This window comes from Micromonospora sp. RP3T, assembly GCF_003027925.1.
Lineage (GTDB): Bacteria > Actinomycetota > Actinomycetes > Mycobacteriales > Micromonosporaceae > Micromonospora.
The window spans coordinates 15032-31968 of sequence record NZ_PYPS01000057.1 but is presented as its reverse complement, the minus strand read 5'-3'; the positions used below and the strand labels follow the sequence as shown (position 1 = coordinate 31968).

At 73.2% G+C, this 16937-nt stretch carries 16 protein-coding genes; 3 read left to right on the top strand and 13 right to left on the bottom strand.

Annotated elements, in window-relative coordinates; all coding sequences use genetic code 11:
• Positions 1 to 124 precede the first annotated feature (124 nt).
• Positions 125 to 778: a DedA family protein gene (locus C8054_RS30060; protein ID WP_107162535.1), complete on the bottom strand. Its 654-nt coding sequence runs from the start codon at positions 776 to 778 to the stop codon at positions 125 to 127.
• A 24-nt stretch (positions 779 to 802) separates the two neighbouring features.
• A complete protein-coding gene (locus tag C8054_RS30055) occupies positions 803 to 1159 on the bottom strand; it encodes a VOC family protein (RefSeq protein ID WP_107162534.1) in 357 nt (118 codons plus the stop codon).
• Between the two features lie 156 nt (positions 1160 to 1315).
• On the opposite strand from C8054_RS30055, the gene C8054_RS30050 reads away from it, so the two are divergent.
• The gene (locus C8054_RS30050) at positions 1316 to 4171 is read left to right on the top strand and encodes an aconitate hydratase (RefSeq protein WP_107162533.1); all 2856 of its coding nucleotides are present in this window, start codon (positions 1316 to 1318) and stop codon (positions 4169 to 4171) included.
• Between the two features lie 66 nt (positions 4172 to 4237).
• Here the strand turns inward: C8054_RS30050 and C8054_RS30045 are convergent, their stop codons facing one another.
• Positions 4238 to 4969: an SDR family oxidoreductase gene (locus tag C8054_RS30045; RefSeq protein WP_107162532.1), complete on the bottom strand. Its 732-nt coding sequence runs from the start codon at positions 4967 to 4969 to the stop codon at positions 4238 to 4240.
• 94 nt (positions 4970 to 5063) lie between these two features.
• Here C8054_RS30045 and C8054_RS30040 point away from each other — a divergent pair, with 94 nt between their 5' ends.
• Entirely contained in the window at positions 5064 to 5912 is an 849-nt protein-coding gene (locus C8054_RS30040) for a LysR family transcriptional regulator (protein ID WP_107162531.1), read from the top strand.
• 329 nt (positions 5913 to 6241) lie between these two features.
• Here the strand turns inward: C8054_RS30040 and C8054_RS30035 are convergent, their stop codons facing one another.
• The 8 genes from C8054_RS30035 to C8054_RS30000 all read right to left on the bottom strand — a co-directional run bounded on the left by C8054_RS30035 (position 6242) and on the right by C8054_RS30000 (position 14474).
• Positions 6242 to 6730: an N-acetyltransferase gene (locus tag C8054_RS30035; protein WP_107162538.1), complete on the bottom strand. Its 489-nt coding sequence runs from the start codon at positions 6728 to 6730 to the stop codon at positions 6242 to 6244.
• Complete coding sequence (locus tag C8054_RS30030) at positions 6723 to 7331, bottom strand: ATP/GTP-binding protein (RefSeq protein ID WP_107162530.1); 609 nt, start codon at positions 7329 to 7331, stop codon at positions 6723 to 6725. Before C8054_RS30030 ends, C8054_RS30035 begins: the two co-directional genes overlap by 8 nt.
• Positions 7312 to 7701 (bottom strand): DUF742 domain-containing protein, encoded by a 390-nt coding sequence (locus C8054_RS30025; protein ID WP_107162529.1) that lies wholly within the window; start codon positions 7699 to 7701, stop codon positions 7312 to 7314. Before C8054_RS30025 ends, C8054_RS30030 begins: the two co-directional genes overlap by 20 nt.
• Entirely contained in the window at positions 7698 to 8123 is a 426-nt protein-coding gene (locus C8054_RS30020) for a roadblock/LC7 domain-containing protein (protein WP_091573440.1), read from the bottom strand. The genes C8054_RS30025 and C8054_RS30020 overlap by 4 nt, the downstream gene beginning before the upstream one ends.
• Positions 8124 to 8189: 66 nt before the next feature.
• Positions 8190 to 10634 (bottom strand): nitrate- and nitrite sensing domain-containing protein, encoded by a 2445-nt coding sequence (locus C8054_RS30015; RefSeq protein ID WP_107162528.1) that lies wholly within the window; start codon positions 10632 to 10634, stop codon positions 8190 to 8192.
• Between the two features lie 80 nt (positions 10635 to 10714).
• Positions 10715 to 12268 carry a prenyltransferase/squalene oxidase repeat-containing protein gene (locus C8054_RS30010; RefSeq protein WP_107162527.1) on the bottom strand — a complete coding sequence of 518 codons (1554 nt, stop codon included), beginning with the start codon at positions 12266 to 12268 and terminating at the stop codon, positions 10715 to 10717.
• On the bottom strand, positions 12265 to 13140 hold the full coding sequence (locus tag C8054_RS30005; protein WP_107162526.1) for a terpene synthase family protein: 876 nt from the start codon (positions 13138 to 13140) through the stop codon (positions 12265 to 12267). The genes C8054_RS30010 and C8054_RS30005 overlap by 4 nt, the downstream gene beginning before the upstream one ends.
• The gene (locus C8054_RS30000) at positions 13137 to 14474 is read right to left on the bottom strand and encodes a cytochrome P450 (RefSeq protein ID WP_199199981.1); all 1338 of its coding nucleotides are present in this window, start codon (positions 14472 to 14474) and stop codon (positions 13137 to 13139) included. Before C8054_RS30000 ends, C8054_RS30005 begins: the two co-directional genes overlap by 4 nt.
• 339 nt (positions 14475 to 14813) lie before the next feature.
• Between C8054_RS30000 and C8054_RS29995 the strand changes: the two genes are divergently transcribed.
• A complete protein-coding gene (locus C8054_RS29995) occupies positions 14814 to 15062 on the top strand; it encodes a DUF2630 family protein (protein ID WP_107162524.1) in 249 nt (82 codons plus the stop codon).
• A gap of 88 nt (positions 15063 to 15150) precedes the next feature.
• Here C8054_RS29995 and C8054_RS29990 read toward each other — a convergent pair whose 3' ends face one another.
• Together C8054_RS29990 and C8054_RS29985 are read right to left on the bottom strand one after the other, a co-directional pair.
• Positions 15151 to 16077 carry a serine protein kinase RIO gene (locus C8054_RS29990; protein ID WP_107162523.1) on the bottom strand — a complete coding sequence of 309 codons (927 nt, stop codon included), beginning with the start codon at positions 16075 to 16077 and terminating at the stop codon, positions 15151 to 15153.
• A 161-nt stretch (positions 16078 to 16238) separates the two neighbouring features.
• Positions 16239 to 16883 (bottom strand): HAD family hydrolase, encoded by a 645-nt coding sequence (locus C8054_RS29985; RefSeq protein ID WP_107162522.1) that lies wholly within the window; start codon positions 16881 to 16883, stop codon positions 16239 to 16241.
• Positions 16884 to 16937 lie beyond the last annotated feature (54 nt).

The following is a 16937-nucleotide window of genomic DNA, read 5'->3' as shown; positions in this document are numbered from 1 at the left end:
CACCGCCTCCTACCGCATCACCGTCGACAACCTCGCCGACTGGATCGCCACCCGCGGCTACAGCACCAGCTGACCCGACACACCGACAAGGGCCCGACCCCACAGGAGGGGTCGGGCCCTTTCGTCAGCGCTCGGTCGCGCCGACCGGCTCGTTCCGCTCGGGCGTCTCGGCCGCGGCCAACCGTTTCCCGCGCCGGCGCAGCCACCACGTGCTGACCAGGCCGGCCAGCACGGCGAGCACCAGCCCGGCCCAGGAGATGTCCTTGAGCCAGTGCTCGGCGGCCCGGCCGACGTAGAACAGCAGGTACGTCGTGCCGAACGCCCAGACCAGGCCGCCGGCCGCGTTCGCCACCAGGAACCGGCGGTACGGCACGTGCAGCGCGCCGGCCAGCGGGCCGGCGAGGATGCGCAGCAGCGCGACGAACCGGCCGAAGAAGACCGCCCACACACCGTGCCGGGCGAAGCTCTGCTCGGCACGGGCCAGATGTGGCGGGCCGAGGTGCTTCGGGAAGCGCCGACCCAGCCGTTCCAGCAGTGGCCGGCCGCCACGGCGGCCCACGGCGTACCCGATGGAGTCGCCGACGATCGCGCCGGTCGCCGCCGCGACGGCCACCCACTCGGGCTGGACCACCCCGGTGGCGGCGAGCAGGGCGGAGCTGACCAGCACGATCTCGCCGGGCAGTGGGACGCCCATGCTCTCGACGCCGATCACCCCGGCGACGATCAGGTAGATCACGCCGGGCGGTAGCGCGGAGAGCCAGTGCTGCACGTCGACCACGCTCCGACACTACCCGGGTGGAACTCAGCCCGTGGGGGCCAGGAACTCCAGCCGGTTGCCGTGCGGGTCGTACGTGTGGAACCGCCGCATGCCGGGGATCTCGTCGTCGCCCCAGGTCACGTCGTGACCGGCAGCGGCCAACCGGGCGGCCAGCCGGTCCAGGTCGGCGCGGACCAGCGCCGGGTGGGCCTTGCGGGCGGGCACGAAATCGTCCTCCACGCCGAGGTGCAGTTCGGCGTCGTACCCGGTGAACCAGCAGCCGCCGCGGGCGGCGAGGGCCGGAGGTTTGGGTTTCTCGGTGAGGCCGAGCAGACCGACGTAGAACGCGCGGGAGCGGTCCTCGGAGCCGCGCGGGCAGGCAAGCAGCACGTGGTGGATCATGGTGGCACCTCCTCGTCCCGCAGCGTGGCACGAGGTTGCGTGAATAGCAAGACGGACGTACGGTTTTGTAGAGCCCGACGCGGGTAAGTGTCGCCTAAGCACGGCGGCGCCCCGGTCGGTGCGACAAACTGCTCAGGACTACTCACGGTCGCTGGTGTGAAGGAGTACGACGTGGCGAGCCTCGACACCTTCGGTGCGAAGACCCAGCTACGCGTCGGAGACGCGAGCTACGAGATTTTCAGGATCGGCCAGGTTCCGGGGCACGACAGACTGCCCTACAGCCTGAAGATCCTGCTGGAGAACCTGCTGCGGACCGAGGACGGCGCGAACATCACCGCCGACCACATCCGGCAGCTCGGCGCGTGGGAACCCACCGCCGACCCGAGCGTGGAGATCCAGTTCACCCCGGCCCGGGTGCTGATGCAGGACTTCACCGGCGTGCCCTGCGTGGTCGACCTGGCCACCATGCGCGAGGCCGTCCGCGACCTCGGCGGCGACGCCACCAAGGTCAACCCGCTGGCCCCGGCCGAGCTGGTCATCGACCACTCGGTCATCGCCGACCTGTTCGGCCGCGAGGACGCGTTCGAGCGCAACGTCGAGCTGGAGTACGAGCGCAACAAGGAGCGCTACCAGTTCCTGCGCTGGGGTCAGAGCGCGTTCAACGAGTTCAAGGTCGTCCCGCCGGGCACCGGCATCGTGCACCAGGTCAACATCGAGTACCTGGCCCGCACGATCATGGAGCGCAACGGCCAGGCGTACCCGGACACCGTGGTCGGCACCGACTCGCACACCACCATGGTCAACGGCCTGGGCGTGCTGGGCTGGGGCGTCGGCGGCATCGAGGCCGAGGCCGCGATGCTCGGCCAGCCGGTCAGCATGCTGATCCCCCGCGTGGTCGGCTTCAAGCTCTCCGGCGAGATGCCGGCCGGCACCACCGCCACCGACCTGGTGCTGACCATCACCGAGATGCTGCGCAAGCACGGCGTGGTCGGCAAGTTCGTCGAGTTCTACGGCCCCGGCGTGAGCGCGGTGCCGCTGGCCAACCGCGCCACCATCGGCAACATGTCGCCGGAGTACGGCTCCACCGTGGCGATCTTCCCGATCGACGCCGAGACGGTCCGCTACCTGGAGCTGACCGGCCGCGACGCCGCCCAGGTCGCGCTCGTCGAGGCGTACGCCAAGGAGCAGGGCCTCTGGCACGACCCGGACCACGAGCCGGAGTACTCGGAGCGCCTGGAGCTGGACCTCGGCACCATCGAGCCGTCCCTGGCCGGCCCGAAGCGCCCGCAGGACCGGGTGCCGTTGGGCAGCGCGAAGACGCTGTTCCGCTCGGCGCTCACCGACTACGTGGCGGCCGACGAGACCGGCGGTGACCCGGGCCGCAAGGCGGGCGTGCCGCAGCAGCAGAAGCCGTTCGGCACCGACGGCCCGGCCGACGAGGCCAGCGCCGAGTCGTTCCCGGCCAGCGACGCGCCGGCCAACGGCGTCAACGACCCGGCGGACGCGCCGCGTGACCTGGAGACCGCCGCCGTGGGCGCGGGTGGCCGGGCCACCAACCCGGTCCGGGTGACCGGCGCCGACGGCGTCGAGTACGAGCTGGACCATGGCGCGGTGGTGATCGCCGCGATCACGTCCTGCACCAACACCTCGAACCCGCAGGTGATGATCGGCGCCGCGCTGCTGGCCCGGAACGCGGTGGAGAAGGGCCTGGCCCGCAAGCCGTGGGTGAAGACCACCCTCGCGCCGGGCTCCAAGGTCGTCATGGACTACTACGACCGCGCCGGCCTCACGCCGTACCTGGAGAAGCTCGGCTTCAACCTGGTCGGCTACGGCTGCACCACCTGCATCGGCAACTCCGGCCCGCTGCCGGAGGAGGTCTCCGCCGCCGTCAACGAGGGCGACCTGGCCGTCGTCTCGGTGCTCTCCGGCAACCGCAACTTCGAGGGCCGGATCAACCCGGACGTCAAGATGAACTACCTGGCGTCCCCGCCGCTGGTGGTCGCGTACGCGCTCGCCGGCACCATGGACATCGACCTGGCCAACGAGCCGATCGGCTCCGACGCCCAGGGCAACCCGGTGTTCCTGCGGGAGATCTGGCCGAACACCGCCGAGATCCAGGACGTCATCGCCTCGGCGATCGGCGCCACCGGTTTCAGCGCCGCGTACGCCGACGTGTTCGCCGGTGACGAGCGCTGGCAGTCGCTGCCGACCCCGACCGGCGACACGTTCTCCTGGGACGGCGAGTCGACCTACGTGCGCAAGCCCCCGTACTTCGAGGGCATGCGGCGCCTGCCGGCGCCTGTCTCCGATATCGGTCCAGCTCGGGTGCTGGCGAAGCTGGGCGACTCGGTGACCACCGACCACATCTCCCCGGCCGGTTCCATCAAGGCGGACTCCCCCGCCGGGAAGTACCTGGCCGAGCACGGCGTGGCCCGGCACGAGTTCAACTCGTACGGCTCCCGCCGCGGCAACCACGAGGTGATGATCCGGGGCACGTTCGCCAACATCCGGCTGCGCAACCAGCTCGTCCCGGGTGTCGAGGGCGGCTTCACGGTCAACCACCTGACCGGCGAGCAGTCCTCGATCTACGACGCCTCGATGGCGTACCAGGAGGCGGGCGTCCCGCTGGTCATCCTGGCCGGCAAGGAGTACGGCTCGGGCTCGTCGCGGGACTGGGCGGCCAAGGGCACCATGCTGCTGGGCGTGAAGGCGGTCATCGCCGAGTCGTACGAGCGGATCCACCGCTCGAACCTGATCGGCATGGGCGTCCTGCCGCTGCAGTTCCCGGTCGACACCACCGCGGAGTCGCTGGGCCTGACCGGCACCGAGACGTTCTCGGTCAGCGGGGTCACCGCGCTCAACGACGGCGACACCCCGCGCACGGTGAAGGTCACCACCGACACCGGTGTGGAGTTCGACGCCGTGGTCCGCATCGACACCCCCGGTGAGGCGGACTACTACCGGCACGGCGGCATCCTCCAGTACGTGCTGCGCCGCATGATCGCCAGCTGACACCTGGTGCGAGGAGGGGCCCCTTGTTAACAGACGTCTGTTAACAAGGGGCCCCTCCTCGCGTGGTCACCAGGGCACGACGCCGGCGTCCTCGAAGAACCCTCCGGTCGGCCCGTCGTCGGGCAGCGTCGCCAGCCTGATCCCGATCGCCGCGCCCTGCTGCGGCGTACGCACCCCGCGGAAGCCGTTCAGGTCGGTCGCGGTGAAGCCGGGGCAGCCGGCGTTGATCAGGATGTTCGTGCCGGCGAGCGCGCGGGCGTACTGGATCGTCACCGCGTTGAGCATCGACTTCGACGGCGCGTAGGCCACGGAGAGCGGTCCCGTCTGCTCCTCCCCGACGGAGGCGCTCTGCCGGGCGAGCGAGCCGACGCCGCTGGACATGTTGACGATCCGGGGCGCGGCCGAGCGGCGCAGCAACGGCAGCATCGCCTCGGTGACCCGGATGACGCCGATCACGTTGACCTCGACCGCGGCCCGCACGGTCGCGACGTCCGCACCGCCGGGCTGCTGCGGCATGCCGCCGGTGACGCCGGCGTTGTTGACCAGCACGTCGAGACCGCCGGCCTGCTCGGCCAGCAGGCGGACGGCGGCGGTCACGCTCGCGTCGTCGGTCACGTCCAGCGGTACGCCGAACGCGTCCACGCCGGCCGCGCGCAGCTTCGCCACGGCGGCCTCCCGGCGCTGCCCGTCGCGGGCGCCGACGCCCACCCGCCAGCCGAGCGCGCCCAGCCCGGCCGCGATCTCGTACCCGATTCCCTTGTTCGCGCCGGTCACCAGCGCGATCGTGCCTTCACTCATGCGATCGATCCTGGCCGCGCCGGCACCGGGCGGCCAACACCGTCTCGGTAGCGGGCGATACCCGACGGGTATCGCCCGGAGGTACGGTGGCGGGGTGGAGACCCGGGAGTTGCGCTACTTCGTCGCGGTCGCCGAGGAGCTGCACTTCGGCCGTGCCGCGCGCCGCCTCGGCATCGCCCAACCACCGCTGTCGCGGGCGATCGCGCAGCTCGAACGGCGGCTCGGGGCGACGCTGCTGGCCCGCGACAGCCGGGCCGTCACGTTGACGCCGGCCGGCGCGGTGCTGCTGCGCGAGGGCCGGGCCGCGCTGGACGCGGTGGCCGCCGCCGACCGCCGCACCCGCCGCGCCGCGTCCACCGCGGCCGGCGAGCCCGGCCTGGTGCTGGCCACCAAGGCCGGCGCGTCGAGCGAGCTGCTGCCGAAACTGCTCGACGCGTACGCCGCCGAGCCCGACGCGGTCGCCGTGGAGGTGCTGCTGTGCGGCATCGGCGAACAGGAGCGGCTGCTGCGTGACGGGCGGGCCGACGTGGCGCTGCTGCACCTGCCGTTCGACTCGACGGCCGGGCTCGACACCGAGGAGTTGGTGACCGAACAGCAGGTGGTGGTCCTGCCGGCCGGGCATCCGCTGGCCGGCCGGGCGCAGGTGCGGACGGCCGACGTCTCCGCGCTGCCCGACCTGCCGTTGCCACGCTGGCCGCGCCGGGACGGCAGCTATCCGGACGGACCGGGGCCCGAGGTCCGGGATCACGCCCAGTTGTTCCAGTTGATCGCGCTCGGTCGGACGGTGGCAGTGCTCCCCGAGTCGTGCCGGACGCTCCTGCGGCCGGATCTCGCCGCCGTGCCGGTGCCGGACGCACCGGCGGTGACCACTGTGATCGCGTGGCCGCCGCACAGCCGGTCGCGGTCCCTGGCCGCCCTGGTCAGCACCGCCACCCGCCTCTAGCCACGCCCACGCGGGTCGCCCAGCCACCGCTGCGGCCACCCGTACGCTGCTCTCCGGAGGGCGCGCCGCGCCACCCGGCCGCTCAGCGGTCGCCGGGTGTGTCCGGGGGCAGCGCTCGGCCGGCCCCGCCGCGACTCGCCTCCGGGCGTGTCGCGGCCGGCGGCATAGTTGGCCGCGAAGCGGTATACCTCCTGGTCATAATTATGACCGGGAGGTATACCGCTTCAAAGCGAGTTGTTTTCTGCCACGGCGACGCTCAGTGACCAGCGACCCTGCACGAACCAAGGGCCGCACGAGCCAAGGGCCGCACGAGCCAGCGTCCGCGCGACCTAGGCGAGCAGGTCCTTGCGCATCTGCTGGGTGACCACCCGGTAGCCCGAGGTCCGGTAGAGCGTCGCCGCCGTCTCGTTGGCGCCGAAGACGTTGAGCTCCAGGGCCCGGGCGCCCCGCTCCCGGGCCATCCGCTCCCCCGCCGCGAGCAATGCCCGGCCCAGGCCCTGACCGCGGCGGTCGGCGACCACCTCGATGTCGTAGATGAAGGCGCAGTGGGCGACGCCGCGCGGATGGGTCAGACCGATCCACAGCCGGCCGATCGACGAACCGTCGGGCAGCACGCCGATCAGGAAGAGCATGCCGGGCGTGGCCAGGCCGTCCGGCAGCAGGGCGGCATTGGCCTCCCGCGCCCGGTCGAGAGCCTCCGCCTCCGTCCAGTTGCCGGCCGACACGTGCTCCCGCGCGTAGGCGGCGGCGAGTTCGGTCTGCCAGCGGTCGAACTCCTCCGGGACCATCGCGCGCAGGGACACGGCCGGCTCAGTCACCGGCGGCCCGCCGACGCGCCTCACGCAGCTTCATGGCGTGCTCCAACAGCGTGATCAGCACCTCCTTGGCCGACTCACGCTGACGTGCGTCGCAGAGCACCACCGGCACGCCCGGGTCCAGGTCGAGCGCCGCCTGGACCTCGTCGAGCCGGAACTGCCGGGCCCCCTCGAAGCAGTTCACCGCCACCACGAACGGCGTGCCCCGCCCCTCGAAGTAGTCGATCGACGGGAAGCAGTCGGCCAGCCGACGGGTGTCGGCGAGCACCACCGCGCCGAGCGCGCCCAGCGCCAGCTCGTCCCAGACGAACCAGAACCGGTCCTGTCCGGGCGTGCCGAACAGGTAGAGCACCAGATCGTCGCTGAGCGTGATCCGGCCGAAGTCCATCGCCACTGTGGTGGTCGACTTCGCCTCCACCCCGGACAGGTCGTCGATGCCGATCCCGGTCTCGGTCAGCACCTCTTCGGTACGCAGCGGCCGGGTCTCGCTGACCGCGCCGACCATGGTGGTCTTGCCGACGCCGAAACCACCGGCGATCAGGATCTTGATCGCGGTGGGCAGCGGCGCTGCTCCCGCCGGCCGCTCAGAGCGCCCGTAGTCCATTGATTACCGCCTCGAAAACATGCTCGTCGGGAAGGCCGGCGGGGGTGGCGCGCGGCTCGCGTACCTGCACCAGACTGCGGGCCGCCAGGTCTCCGAGGAGGACCCGGACGGTGCCCACCGGCAGGTCGAGGTGGGCGGCGATCTCGGCCACGGAAAGGATCCGCTGACAGAGGCCGACTATCGCCACGTGCTCCGGGCCCAGCCCGGACTCCGACCCGACCTCGGCGCGGGTCGCGGTCACCAGGGAGATCAGGTCGAACGTGCCGGTCACCGGGCGGGCCCGGCCGCCGGTGACCGCGTACGGGCGGACCACCGGGCCCGCGTGGTCGTCGACCCACTCCTGCTCGGTGGACTCCCCCCGGCCTGTCATCGCGCCGTGTTCTCGCCGAGGGGCTGTTCCCGGGTGGGTGATGCGACGAACCGGCCGACCCGGGTGACCAGCATGGCCATCTCGTACGCGATCAGACCGACGTCCGCGTCCTCCGCCGCCAGCACCGCCAGGCAGGCGTTGCGGCCGGCCGCGGTGACGAACAGGAAGGAGGACTGCATCTCGATGATGGTCTGCTGCACCTGACCACCGCCGAACCGCTTGCCCGCGCCTCGGGCCAGGCTCTGGATGCCCGCCGCCATCGCCGCCAGGTGCTCGCCGTCGTCCCTGCTCAATCCGCGGGACGAGGCCATCAGCAGTCCGTCGGTGGAGAGCGCCACGGCGTGTTCCGCCTGCTTGACCCGGCCGACCAGGTCATCCAGCAGCCACGCAAGATCCGCGCTCGAAGCCGTCTTCTGCGCCACTCGTCGTCCTCTTCTCCCCGGCTGGTGTGCCGTTCTCGTCCCGGATGCGTCGACCTCGACGCCCGGTCAGGTGACCTGCTCGTTTCCGTCGGCCGGCCCGTCACCGGCCCCGTGCGCCCCGCCGAGCAGCCGCGCCGCGTCGGTGCGGCCACGTCGGGTTCCACTCTGGTAGGAGCTCATCATCCGGCGTACCTGCTCCGGCGCGCGCGCCGTGTCGTCCGCCTCGTCGTCGTCCGCCTCGGACCGTTCGTGCCGCAGCTCCGGGACGAGGTTGGCCTGGCGTACCCGCACGGGCAGCCCGGCGTCGGTCTGCGGCGGCGCCGCCTCGGCCGCGGGCGGGGCGGCGCGGTTCTCGACCACGGCCAGCTCCGCGGTCGGCCCGGCCACCGCGGGCTGCCGTTTGCGGGTACGCGCCGGCAGCCCGGACGGCGTCATCCGGGGCGCGGGCGGTGCCGGCTCGGCCTCCGGCGTACCGGCGTCGACCGGGCCGAACCCGCCGGTGGTGCCGTCCTCGCCCACCCGGACCACGACGGTCTCCTCGGCGGGCCGACCCGATCGGTCAGGCGCCACGGCGGCCGGCGACGGCGCGGCGGCGTCGTCGCGGGCGTCGTCGGAGCCCTCCGGGTTGCCAGCGTTCGTGCTGATCAGCTCGCGCGGTATCAGCACCACCGCGGTCGTGCCGCCGTACGCCGACTCCCGGAGCTGCACCTTCACGCCGTGCCGCTCGGTGAGCCGGCTGACCACGAACAAGCCGAGCCGGGCGGCGTCGGCGAGGTTCAGTTCGGAGCGGTCCACGATGCGCGTGTTGGCGGCGGCCAGCTCGTCGCCGCTCATGCCGAGGCCACGGTCCTCGATCTCGAGGGCGAAGCCGTTGGCGACCAGTTGGCCCCGGACCTCCACAGTGGTCTGCGGCGGCGAGAAGGAGAGGCCGTTCTCGATCAGCTCGGCCAGCAGGTGGATCACGTCACCGACGGCGCGGCCGGTCAGCGACACCGCGCCGAGCGGCCGGACGGTCACCCGGGTGTAGTCCTCGACCTCGGCGACGGCGCCGCGCACCACGTCGACCATCGGCACGCTGCGCCGCCAGGCGCGACCCGGCGTCGACCCGGAGAGCACGATCAGGTTCTCCGCGTTGCGCCGCATCCGGGTGGCCAGGTGGTCGACCCGGAACAGGTCCTCCAGTTCCTCGGCGTCGTGCTCCCGGCGTTCCATGGCGTCGAGCAGCGTGAGCTGGCGGTGCACCAGCGCCTGGGTGCGCCGGGCCAGGCTGAGGAACACGTCGCGGACGCTGCGGCGCAGCTCGGCCTGCTCGACGGCGGTGCGGACGGCGGTCTCCTGCACCGCGTTGAACGCCTTGCCGACCTGGCCGATCTCGTCGTCGCCGAACTGCAACGGCGGCGCCTCCCGGGCGACGTCCACCTCCTCGCCGTGCCCCAGCCGCTCCACCACGCTGGGCAGCCGCTCGTTGGCCAGCTGGAAGGCGGCCTCGCGCAGCCGTTCGAGCTGCCGGACCAGCGCGCGGGCCGTGGTGATCGAGACGATGACGGACGCGACGACGGCGATCAGGCCGAGACCGGCGGCGAGCACCAGCCGGATGATGACACCGACGGCGACCGGGGTGGCCCGGGACACGATGTCCTCACCGCCGGCGAGGATCACCCCGCGCAGGTCGGCCATCGCCCGGTCGGCGGCGGCCCGCCAGGCCGCGGCGGTGACCGGCGGGCGCACGTCCTCGCCCTTGGCCGCGAGCACCCGGTCCTGGAGCGTGCGCAGCTGCCCGAACGCCTCCCCCTCGACCATCTGCTGGTAGCGGGACCGGTCGGTCGGGGCGAGTTCCCGGGCGGTCCGGTCGGCGAGGAACCACTGGGCGCCGACCAGCCGGGCGAACGCGGTCTGCTCGGCGACGGTCAGCCGGTTGGCGGAGACCGCGCCGGTGAGCAGCGCGTCCTGTTGGGACAGCAGCTCACGGGAGCGGTTCAGGTCGATCAGCGCCGCGGTGTCCCGGGCGATCTGGTCGTCGTCGAGACCACCGAGCGCGTCGAAGACGGCGAAGATGCCGTCCACCGCCTCGTCGTACGCGGCCAACGTCGCGGTCCGGTCGATGGTCTTGCGGCCCACCTCGTCGCGGACCTGGACGAGTTGGCCGAGTTCGGCCTTCAGCTCGGCCAGCCGCTGCTCCAGCTCGTCGCTGGCCGGGACCTCGGTACGCCAGTCCTGCACCGAGGTCCACAGTGCGCCGGCAGCGCTGTCGGTGCGTCCGCGCTGGGCCTGGAGCTCCTGCAACTGCCCGGGGTCGGACTCACCCAGGTAGCGCAGCGAGAGTCGGCGTTCGTTTTGCAGCTCCAGCAGCAGCGGGTCGCTCGGCTCGAAGACCCGCGCGTTGAGCGCCTGCACGCCGAGCAGGTTGAACCCGTCCCGTACGGTCACCCAGGCCGCGAACGCCCAGAGCGCGGTCAGCGACGCCAGCAGGGCGATGATCTTCGTACGGAGATTCGTACTGCGGGAACCCATCACACCGTCCTGGCCCGGTCTTCGGTCGGTCCGGAATCCGATCGACTCCGGCGCACGCTAGCAGCCGTCGTGAACTCCATTCAAGCGATCCTGATCATGGTGGGTGCCGGATGCGGCGACGCCCAGCCGGCCCGCCCCGACGCGGCCAGTACCGCCGCGCGCACGATCCGCGTCGGGCGGTAGAGGTCCTTGTCGTGCCAGAGTGCCGGACCACCGTCGCATCCGTCCAGCTCGGACAGTCGGGCCCGGCCCCGGGCCAGCGCCGCGGCGATCCGGGGGTCCCCGGCGCGGCCCGCGCCGGTCAGCGCGAGCACCGCGTACGCGGTCTCCTCGGCGGTGCCCTGCCAGCGCCCCCACGAACCGTCCGCCCGCTGGGTGGCCAGCAGCCAGCCGACGCCCCGCTCGACGGCGGTCCGGGCCGCCCCGTCGGGCGCGTGGTCGGCCAGCGCGAGCAGCACCGCGTACGTCGCGTAGTACGCCGAGGCGTGCCAGCGGTCCTCCCACCGCCCGTCCGGCTCCTGCCGCTCGACGAGCCAGTCGGCGACCCGGCGGCGGGCCGCCGTCACGCCGGGCCGGGTCGGGTGCTCGCCGAGCGCGTCGAGCACGTGCGCGTTGGTGGTCAGCGAGGCGCCGTCCTCCCCCGGCCAGGTGCAGAAGTGGCGTCCGGTGTCGTACCCGGCGAGCGGGGCGACACCGAGCGGCCGGCCCAGTCGGGCCAGCACGTAGAGCACCACGGAGGTGGTGTCGGCGTCGGCCGGCAACCCGGGCGCGGTGGCCGCGCCGGACGCGCCGACGGCGGCGCCCAACTCGGCCAGCACCGACTCCGGCACCCGCAGCGGGACACCGGCCCGGATCAGGGCGGCCAGCGCCCAGGCCCGTTCGAAGACGGTGATCGGGCTGGCGCAGGGCACCGGCCCGGGCCGGCCGACCCCGCGCAGGTAGTTCAGGGCGGGGCCGGGCTCGGGCCGGCCGAGCCAGGCGGCCGTGGCGGCCGGGGAGGCGCCCACCGAGCCGCTTACCGAGGGGCGGACACCGGCCGCCCCGGGGGCCAGCTCGCCGGTCACCTCCAGCGCGTGCGCCAGCTTCGCCGGGACCGGCCGGCCGGTGGCCAGCAGTCCGCGTACCCGGGTCAGCCGGGCCGGGTCGAGACCGGCCGGCAGGGGCAGGCGGGGCCGGTGCGCCCACCCGGCCAGCCCGGGCGGTGGGCCCGCCGGGCCGGTGAGACGCCGGTCCACGGCGGTCAGCAGCGCCGGCACGATCAGGTCGGTGGCCGGCAGGTCGGGCGGGGTGTCGCCGGGCAGCGCGGCGGCCAGGAACGCCAGGCCGCGGTGCGCGGCGGTGGCCGGCGCCGTGGCCGGACCGGTCCGGTGCAGCTCGGTCAGCAGCGCCTCGACGGCGCTCAGCGTCGGCACCAGCGCGTAGCCGCCGGGCCCGCCCCAACCGCCGTCCGGGCGCTGCCGGTCGAGCAGCCAGGCCAGCCGGGTGTCGTGGCCGGGCAGCCAGGGGGCCAGCGCGGCCAGCCGGCCGGTCTCGTAGACCGACGGCGAGGTCTGCCCCGCCGGGTCGTCCGCGAGCGCGTCGACGAGTTGCCGCGCGGGCCCGCTCCGGGTGGCGGGCTGGGCGGTGAGGCTCACCGCACGCCCCAGAAGTCGGTGTGCCGGTAGAACCCGGTGGTGAACCCGAGCTGGCGGGACAGGAAGTCGGCCTCCCGGGGCGCCTCGTCGGCCAGTTTCGCCAGCAGCACCCGGCAGTGGTCGACCTGCTCGGCGAACCGCCGCTCGACCTCCGCCGGGTCGTCGACCAGCAGCAACGCGTTGAGGTCGCCCGACTCCGCGTCCCGGCGGTACGTGCCGAGGTCGTTGACCAGGCGCAGCGCCCGCTGCACCTCGTCGCCGACCTCGATGAGCCGGTCCAGCGCGGCGGTGTCGGCGACCGATCCGGTGTGGATCCAGTGCGCCACGTTGACCACCGTGGCGGCGAGATTGTCCGCGTTGGCCAGGTACTCGGCGAGCGTGGGCCGGCCGGTGCGCCGCCACGTCCACTCGCGGGCCATCGCGTCCAGCGTGTGTTCCATGGTGGTGCGCCAGCGTCCACGCAACGCGGCATAGCCGGGCGCGGTGGCGACGTCGTCGCGCAGTTCGGCGAGGAACCGGCCGAGCGGGTCGGTCGTCGACGCGCCGTCCAGCACGTCCAGGCAGGTACGGGCGATCCGGTCCACCTCGGCGCGGCTGGTCGCCCGCTGGTCGACCAGCCAGTCGACGGCGAAGCCCCACAGCACCGCGCGGTTGGTGACCGCCAGCTCGGCGGCGGTGTGCCAGGGCGCGCTGAACGCCATCGCCGAGGCGATGCTGCCGAACAGCGTCGCGTCGAACGGGTCGGCGGGAAACAGGTCGGGGTGCGCGGCGGCCACCCGCCGCAGGCCACGCTGGCCGTGCGCGACGAGCGCGCAGATCCGGCCCTGTTCCGCCGCGGCGGTGATCGGATCCGGCGTCGGTCCGCCGGTCACGCCGGCTCCGCCCGGCCGGCCGCGAGCAACGTCAGCTCGACCCGTTCGCGGGGTCGCAGCGCCGCCGCGAGGCGCAACCAGGGCACGTCGGTGCGACGCAGCCGGAAGCGGTAGCGGCTGAGCATCGTGGCGAGGATGAGCTGGGCCTCCAGATAGAACAGGTACATGCCGAGGCACTGGTGCGGGCCGCCGCCGAACGGGAAGTGGGCGTAACGGTGGCGGTCGCGGACCCGCTCCGGCCGGAACCGCTCCGGGTCGAACTCGTCCGGCCGGTCCCAGAACTGCCGCATCCGCTGGGTGATCAGCGGGCTGACCGCCATGGTGGCGCCGGCCTCGATCGGCACGCCGTCGATGACGTCGTCGGCGACCGCGCGGCGCGGGATGATCCAGCCGATCGGGTAGAGCCGCAGCAGCTCGTCCAGCACCATCCTGGTGTACGTGAGGTGGTCCAGGTGCTCCCGGCGTACCGGGCCGTCACCGACCACGTCGTCGATCTCGGCGTAGAGCCGCTCGGCGACCTCGGGGTGCTGGTGCAGGTGCGGCCAGGCCCAGGTGAGCACGTTGATGGTGGTCTCGGTGGTGGCGGCGAACATGGCCACGGTGTCGTTACGGACCTGCCGCTCGTCGAGCTGCCGGCCGTCCTCGGTGCGGGCGCGCCACAGGGTGGAGATGATGTCGTCACCGGAGTCGGCGTCGTCGCGGGTCTGCCGGACGATCGGCACCAGCACGTCGTCCACCACCCGCACCGCACGACGGAACGCCCGGTCGCCCGGCATCGGCAGCGACAGCGGCGCGAACGGCACGACGATGCGGGGGATGACCGCGGTGGCGATGCGGTCCTGGGCGTCGATCACGCGCATCGCGTCCGGCACCGAGATGCGGTCGGCGAAGAGCACCTTCATGATCGCCCGGCTGACGATGCGGGCCTGCTCGACGCCGATGTCGACAGGCCGCCCGGCGCGGTACGGCTCGTCCAGCTCGTCGACGGCGTCGGAGATGGCTCCGGCCATGCCGTCGATGAGCGCCTCCACCCGTTTGGCGGTGAACATCGGCTGCAACATCCGCCGGCTGGCGGACCAGACCTGCCCCTCGCCGAGGATGCCCTCGCCGAACAGTCGCTTGACCGGGCGCCAGAACAGTCCGTCGCCGGCCCGTTCGTAGTTGTCCGCCCGGTCGCGCAGCACGTGCTGCACGTGCCGGGGGTGGGTGACCAGGTACGGGCGGAACGAGCCGAGGTTGAGCCGGACCAGATCGCCACCGGTGCGGTTGCCCACGTCGATCAGCGCGCGGGCCGGGTCCCGCAGGACGGCGGGCAGGATCTGTCGCAGCGGCACGACACGAGGCCGGCCGGTGGGCCGGGACAGGCCGGACGAATCGACCACCTGAACGCTCCCTCGGGTTGCTGAGGGTCGCTACCCCGTCTCGACCCGTGAACGTTGCTCGCGAGCATGCCATCCTGGGCGTTGAATCAAAAGACGGCAACGAGGATATTTCACTTAACAACAATCTCTTTGTCGAGAATGGAGCCGGTGGGATATGCGTCACGCCGAAAGGTTTGCGGTAAGTCCGGGCCCCCGTTCAACGCCTTCGGAATGGCTCGGCGCCCCGCTCGACACCTGCTCGCGGGCGCGGGAACGCGGGCGCGGGCGCGTCCGCTGTGCCAAGCTTCGGGAATGGACGACAAGACCATCCTGAGCCGGATCTCCGAACTCGTCGACGAGGAGCACCGGCTGCGCGCCGGCGCCCAGCAGCACGAGGCCGGCACCGACGACGAGGCCCGCGAGCGGCTCCGGCACCTGGAGGAGTCCCTGGACCAGTGCTGGGACCTGCTCCGCCGTCGCCGGGCGGCCCGGCAGGCACACGGCGACCCGGACGCCCAGGGCGAGCGCCCGGTGCCGGAGGTCGAGCGCTACCTCCAGTGACCCGCGCTGCGGGCGACGTCGCCGTCCGCAGCGGTACCGCCGAGCCGACGTCCCGGGCGGGACGGATCCCGCCCGGGACGCTCCCGGTTCAGCGGATCCCCGCCTCCCGCAGCAGCACCTCGGTCAGCGCCACCGGATCGGTGTCGGCGGCGGGCAGCCCCCGGGCGGTGAACCAGGCAGCCACCACGCGCACGTCGCGGGCCAGGAACTCGGCCCCCTGCGGGTTGGCCACCACGTCCACCACCTGCGGCAGGTCGATCAGGACCAGCCGGCCGGCGTGCACCAGGAGGTTGTACGGGGACAGGTCGCCGTGGGCGTACCCGGCCCGCGCCAGCACCACCAGGGCGTCGACCAACTGCTCCCACAGGTCGCGCAGCTCGTCGTCGTCCGGTCGGACCTGGGCCAGCCGGGGCGCGGCCTCGCCCGCCCCGGCGTCGCCCACGAACTCCAGCATCAGCTCGGTGCCGAGCAGCTGCACCGGGTAGGGCACGGCGATCCGCCCGGAGGCGGCGCCGATCTCCCAGAGCCGGGACAGCGCGGCGAACTCGGCCGCCGCCCACTGCCCGGCGATCATCTGCCGGCCGAACGCGGTGCGCCCGGCCATCGCCCGCATCTCCCGCGACCGGCGTACCCGGCGGCCCTCCAGGTAGCCGGCGTCGCGGTGGAAGAGCCGGTGCTGGGCGTCCCGGTAACGCTTGACCGCCAGCAGGCAGCCCCGGTCGGTGTCCGGCACCGCGCGGCGGACCAGGTGGACGTCCGCCTCCTTGCCGGTCTTGAGCATCCCCAGCTCGGTGTCCCGGGCGGCCAGCTCGGTCACCAGCCAGGCCGGGTGCGGCTCCGGCCCGTGGACGGCCTGGTCCCAGGAGGACCAGCGGTCCTCCGCGTCGGGCTCGGCGTCCGGGTCGGCGAGGGTCGGGGCCGGCCGGCCCCGCTTCAGGAAATCGGGTTCGTCGTCGTCGAAGCGGCTCTTGCCGCGGCCACGGCGCGGCTGCGCCGGGAAGTCGTGATCGCGCACGGGTGGATCTGTCCTTCGGTCGAGTCTGGTGGAGGCAGGTGGAACGACCCTGCAAAGACGGCCATGACCGACCTCCTCTCCTCGACCGGGCGACCCGGTTGCGCCCTCGCGCGGCACCATGCTCGTTGGGCCGGTCCGGACGGGCAACCGATTTTTCCCGCTCAGCCCGCCAGCACGGCGGCCACGGCCGGGATCAGCCCGTCCTCCACCCTCGTCGGCGCGAAGCGGGGATCCGACCAGCGCCGCCCCCGGTGCAGCCAGACGCTGGGCAGGCCCACCGCGGTCGCGCCGCCGATGTCCGCCTCCGGGCTGTCGCCGATCACCCACGCGCCGCGCAGCGGCAACCGGGCCCGCTGGGCGGCGAGCGCGAAGATCCGGGGGTTGGGTTTGCTGACCCCGGCCTCCTCGGAGATCACCCAGTCGGCGACGTACCGGTCCAGGCCGGTCCGGCGGATCTTGGTGTCCTGCTGGCGTTCCGCGCCGTTGGTGACCACCACCGGCACCCAGCCCGCGTCGGCGGCGATCCGCAACGCGCAGGCGACCAGCGGATCCAGCCGCATGTGCGCCACCACGCCGTCGTGCAGCTCCTCGACCAGGTCGATCGACGGAATGCGCAGCCCGTAGCGGTCCCGGATGGCGTCGGCCACGTCCCACCGGTTGGTCAGCCCGTCCGCGTCGACGGAGACCAGCCAGTCGAGGTCGATGGGCGGCGCGCCGATGCTCTCCAGGAAGCGTGCTCCCCAGGCGCGGAACGGCCCGTCGCGGTCCAGCAGGGTGTCGTCCAGAGCGAGCAGGAGCAACGGCACCTGAGCACCCTACGGGAACGCGCTGGGCCCCGGCAGGGCCGGAGGTCCCGGTCC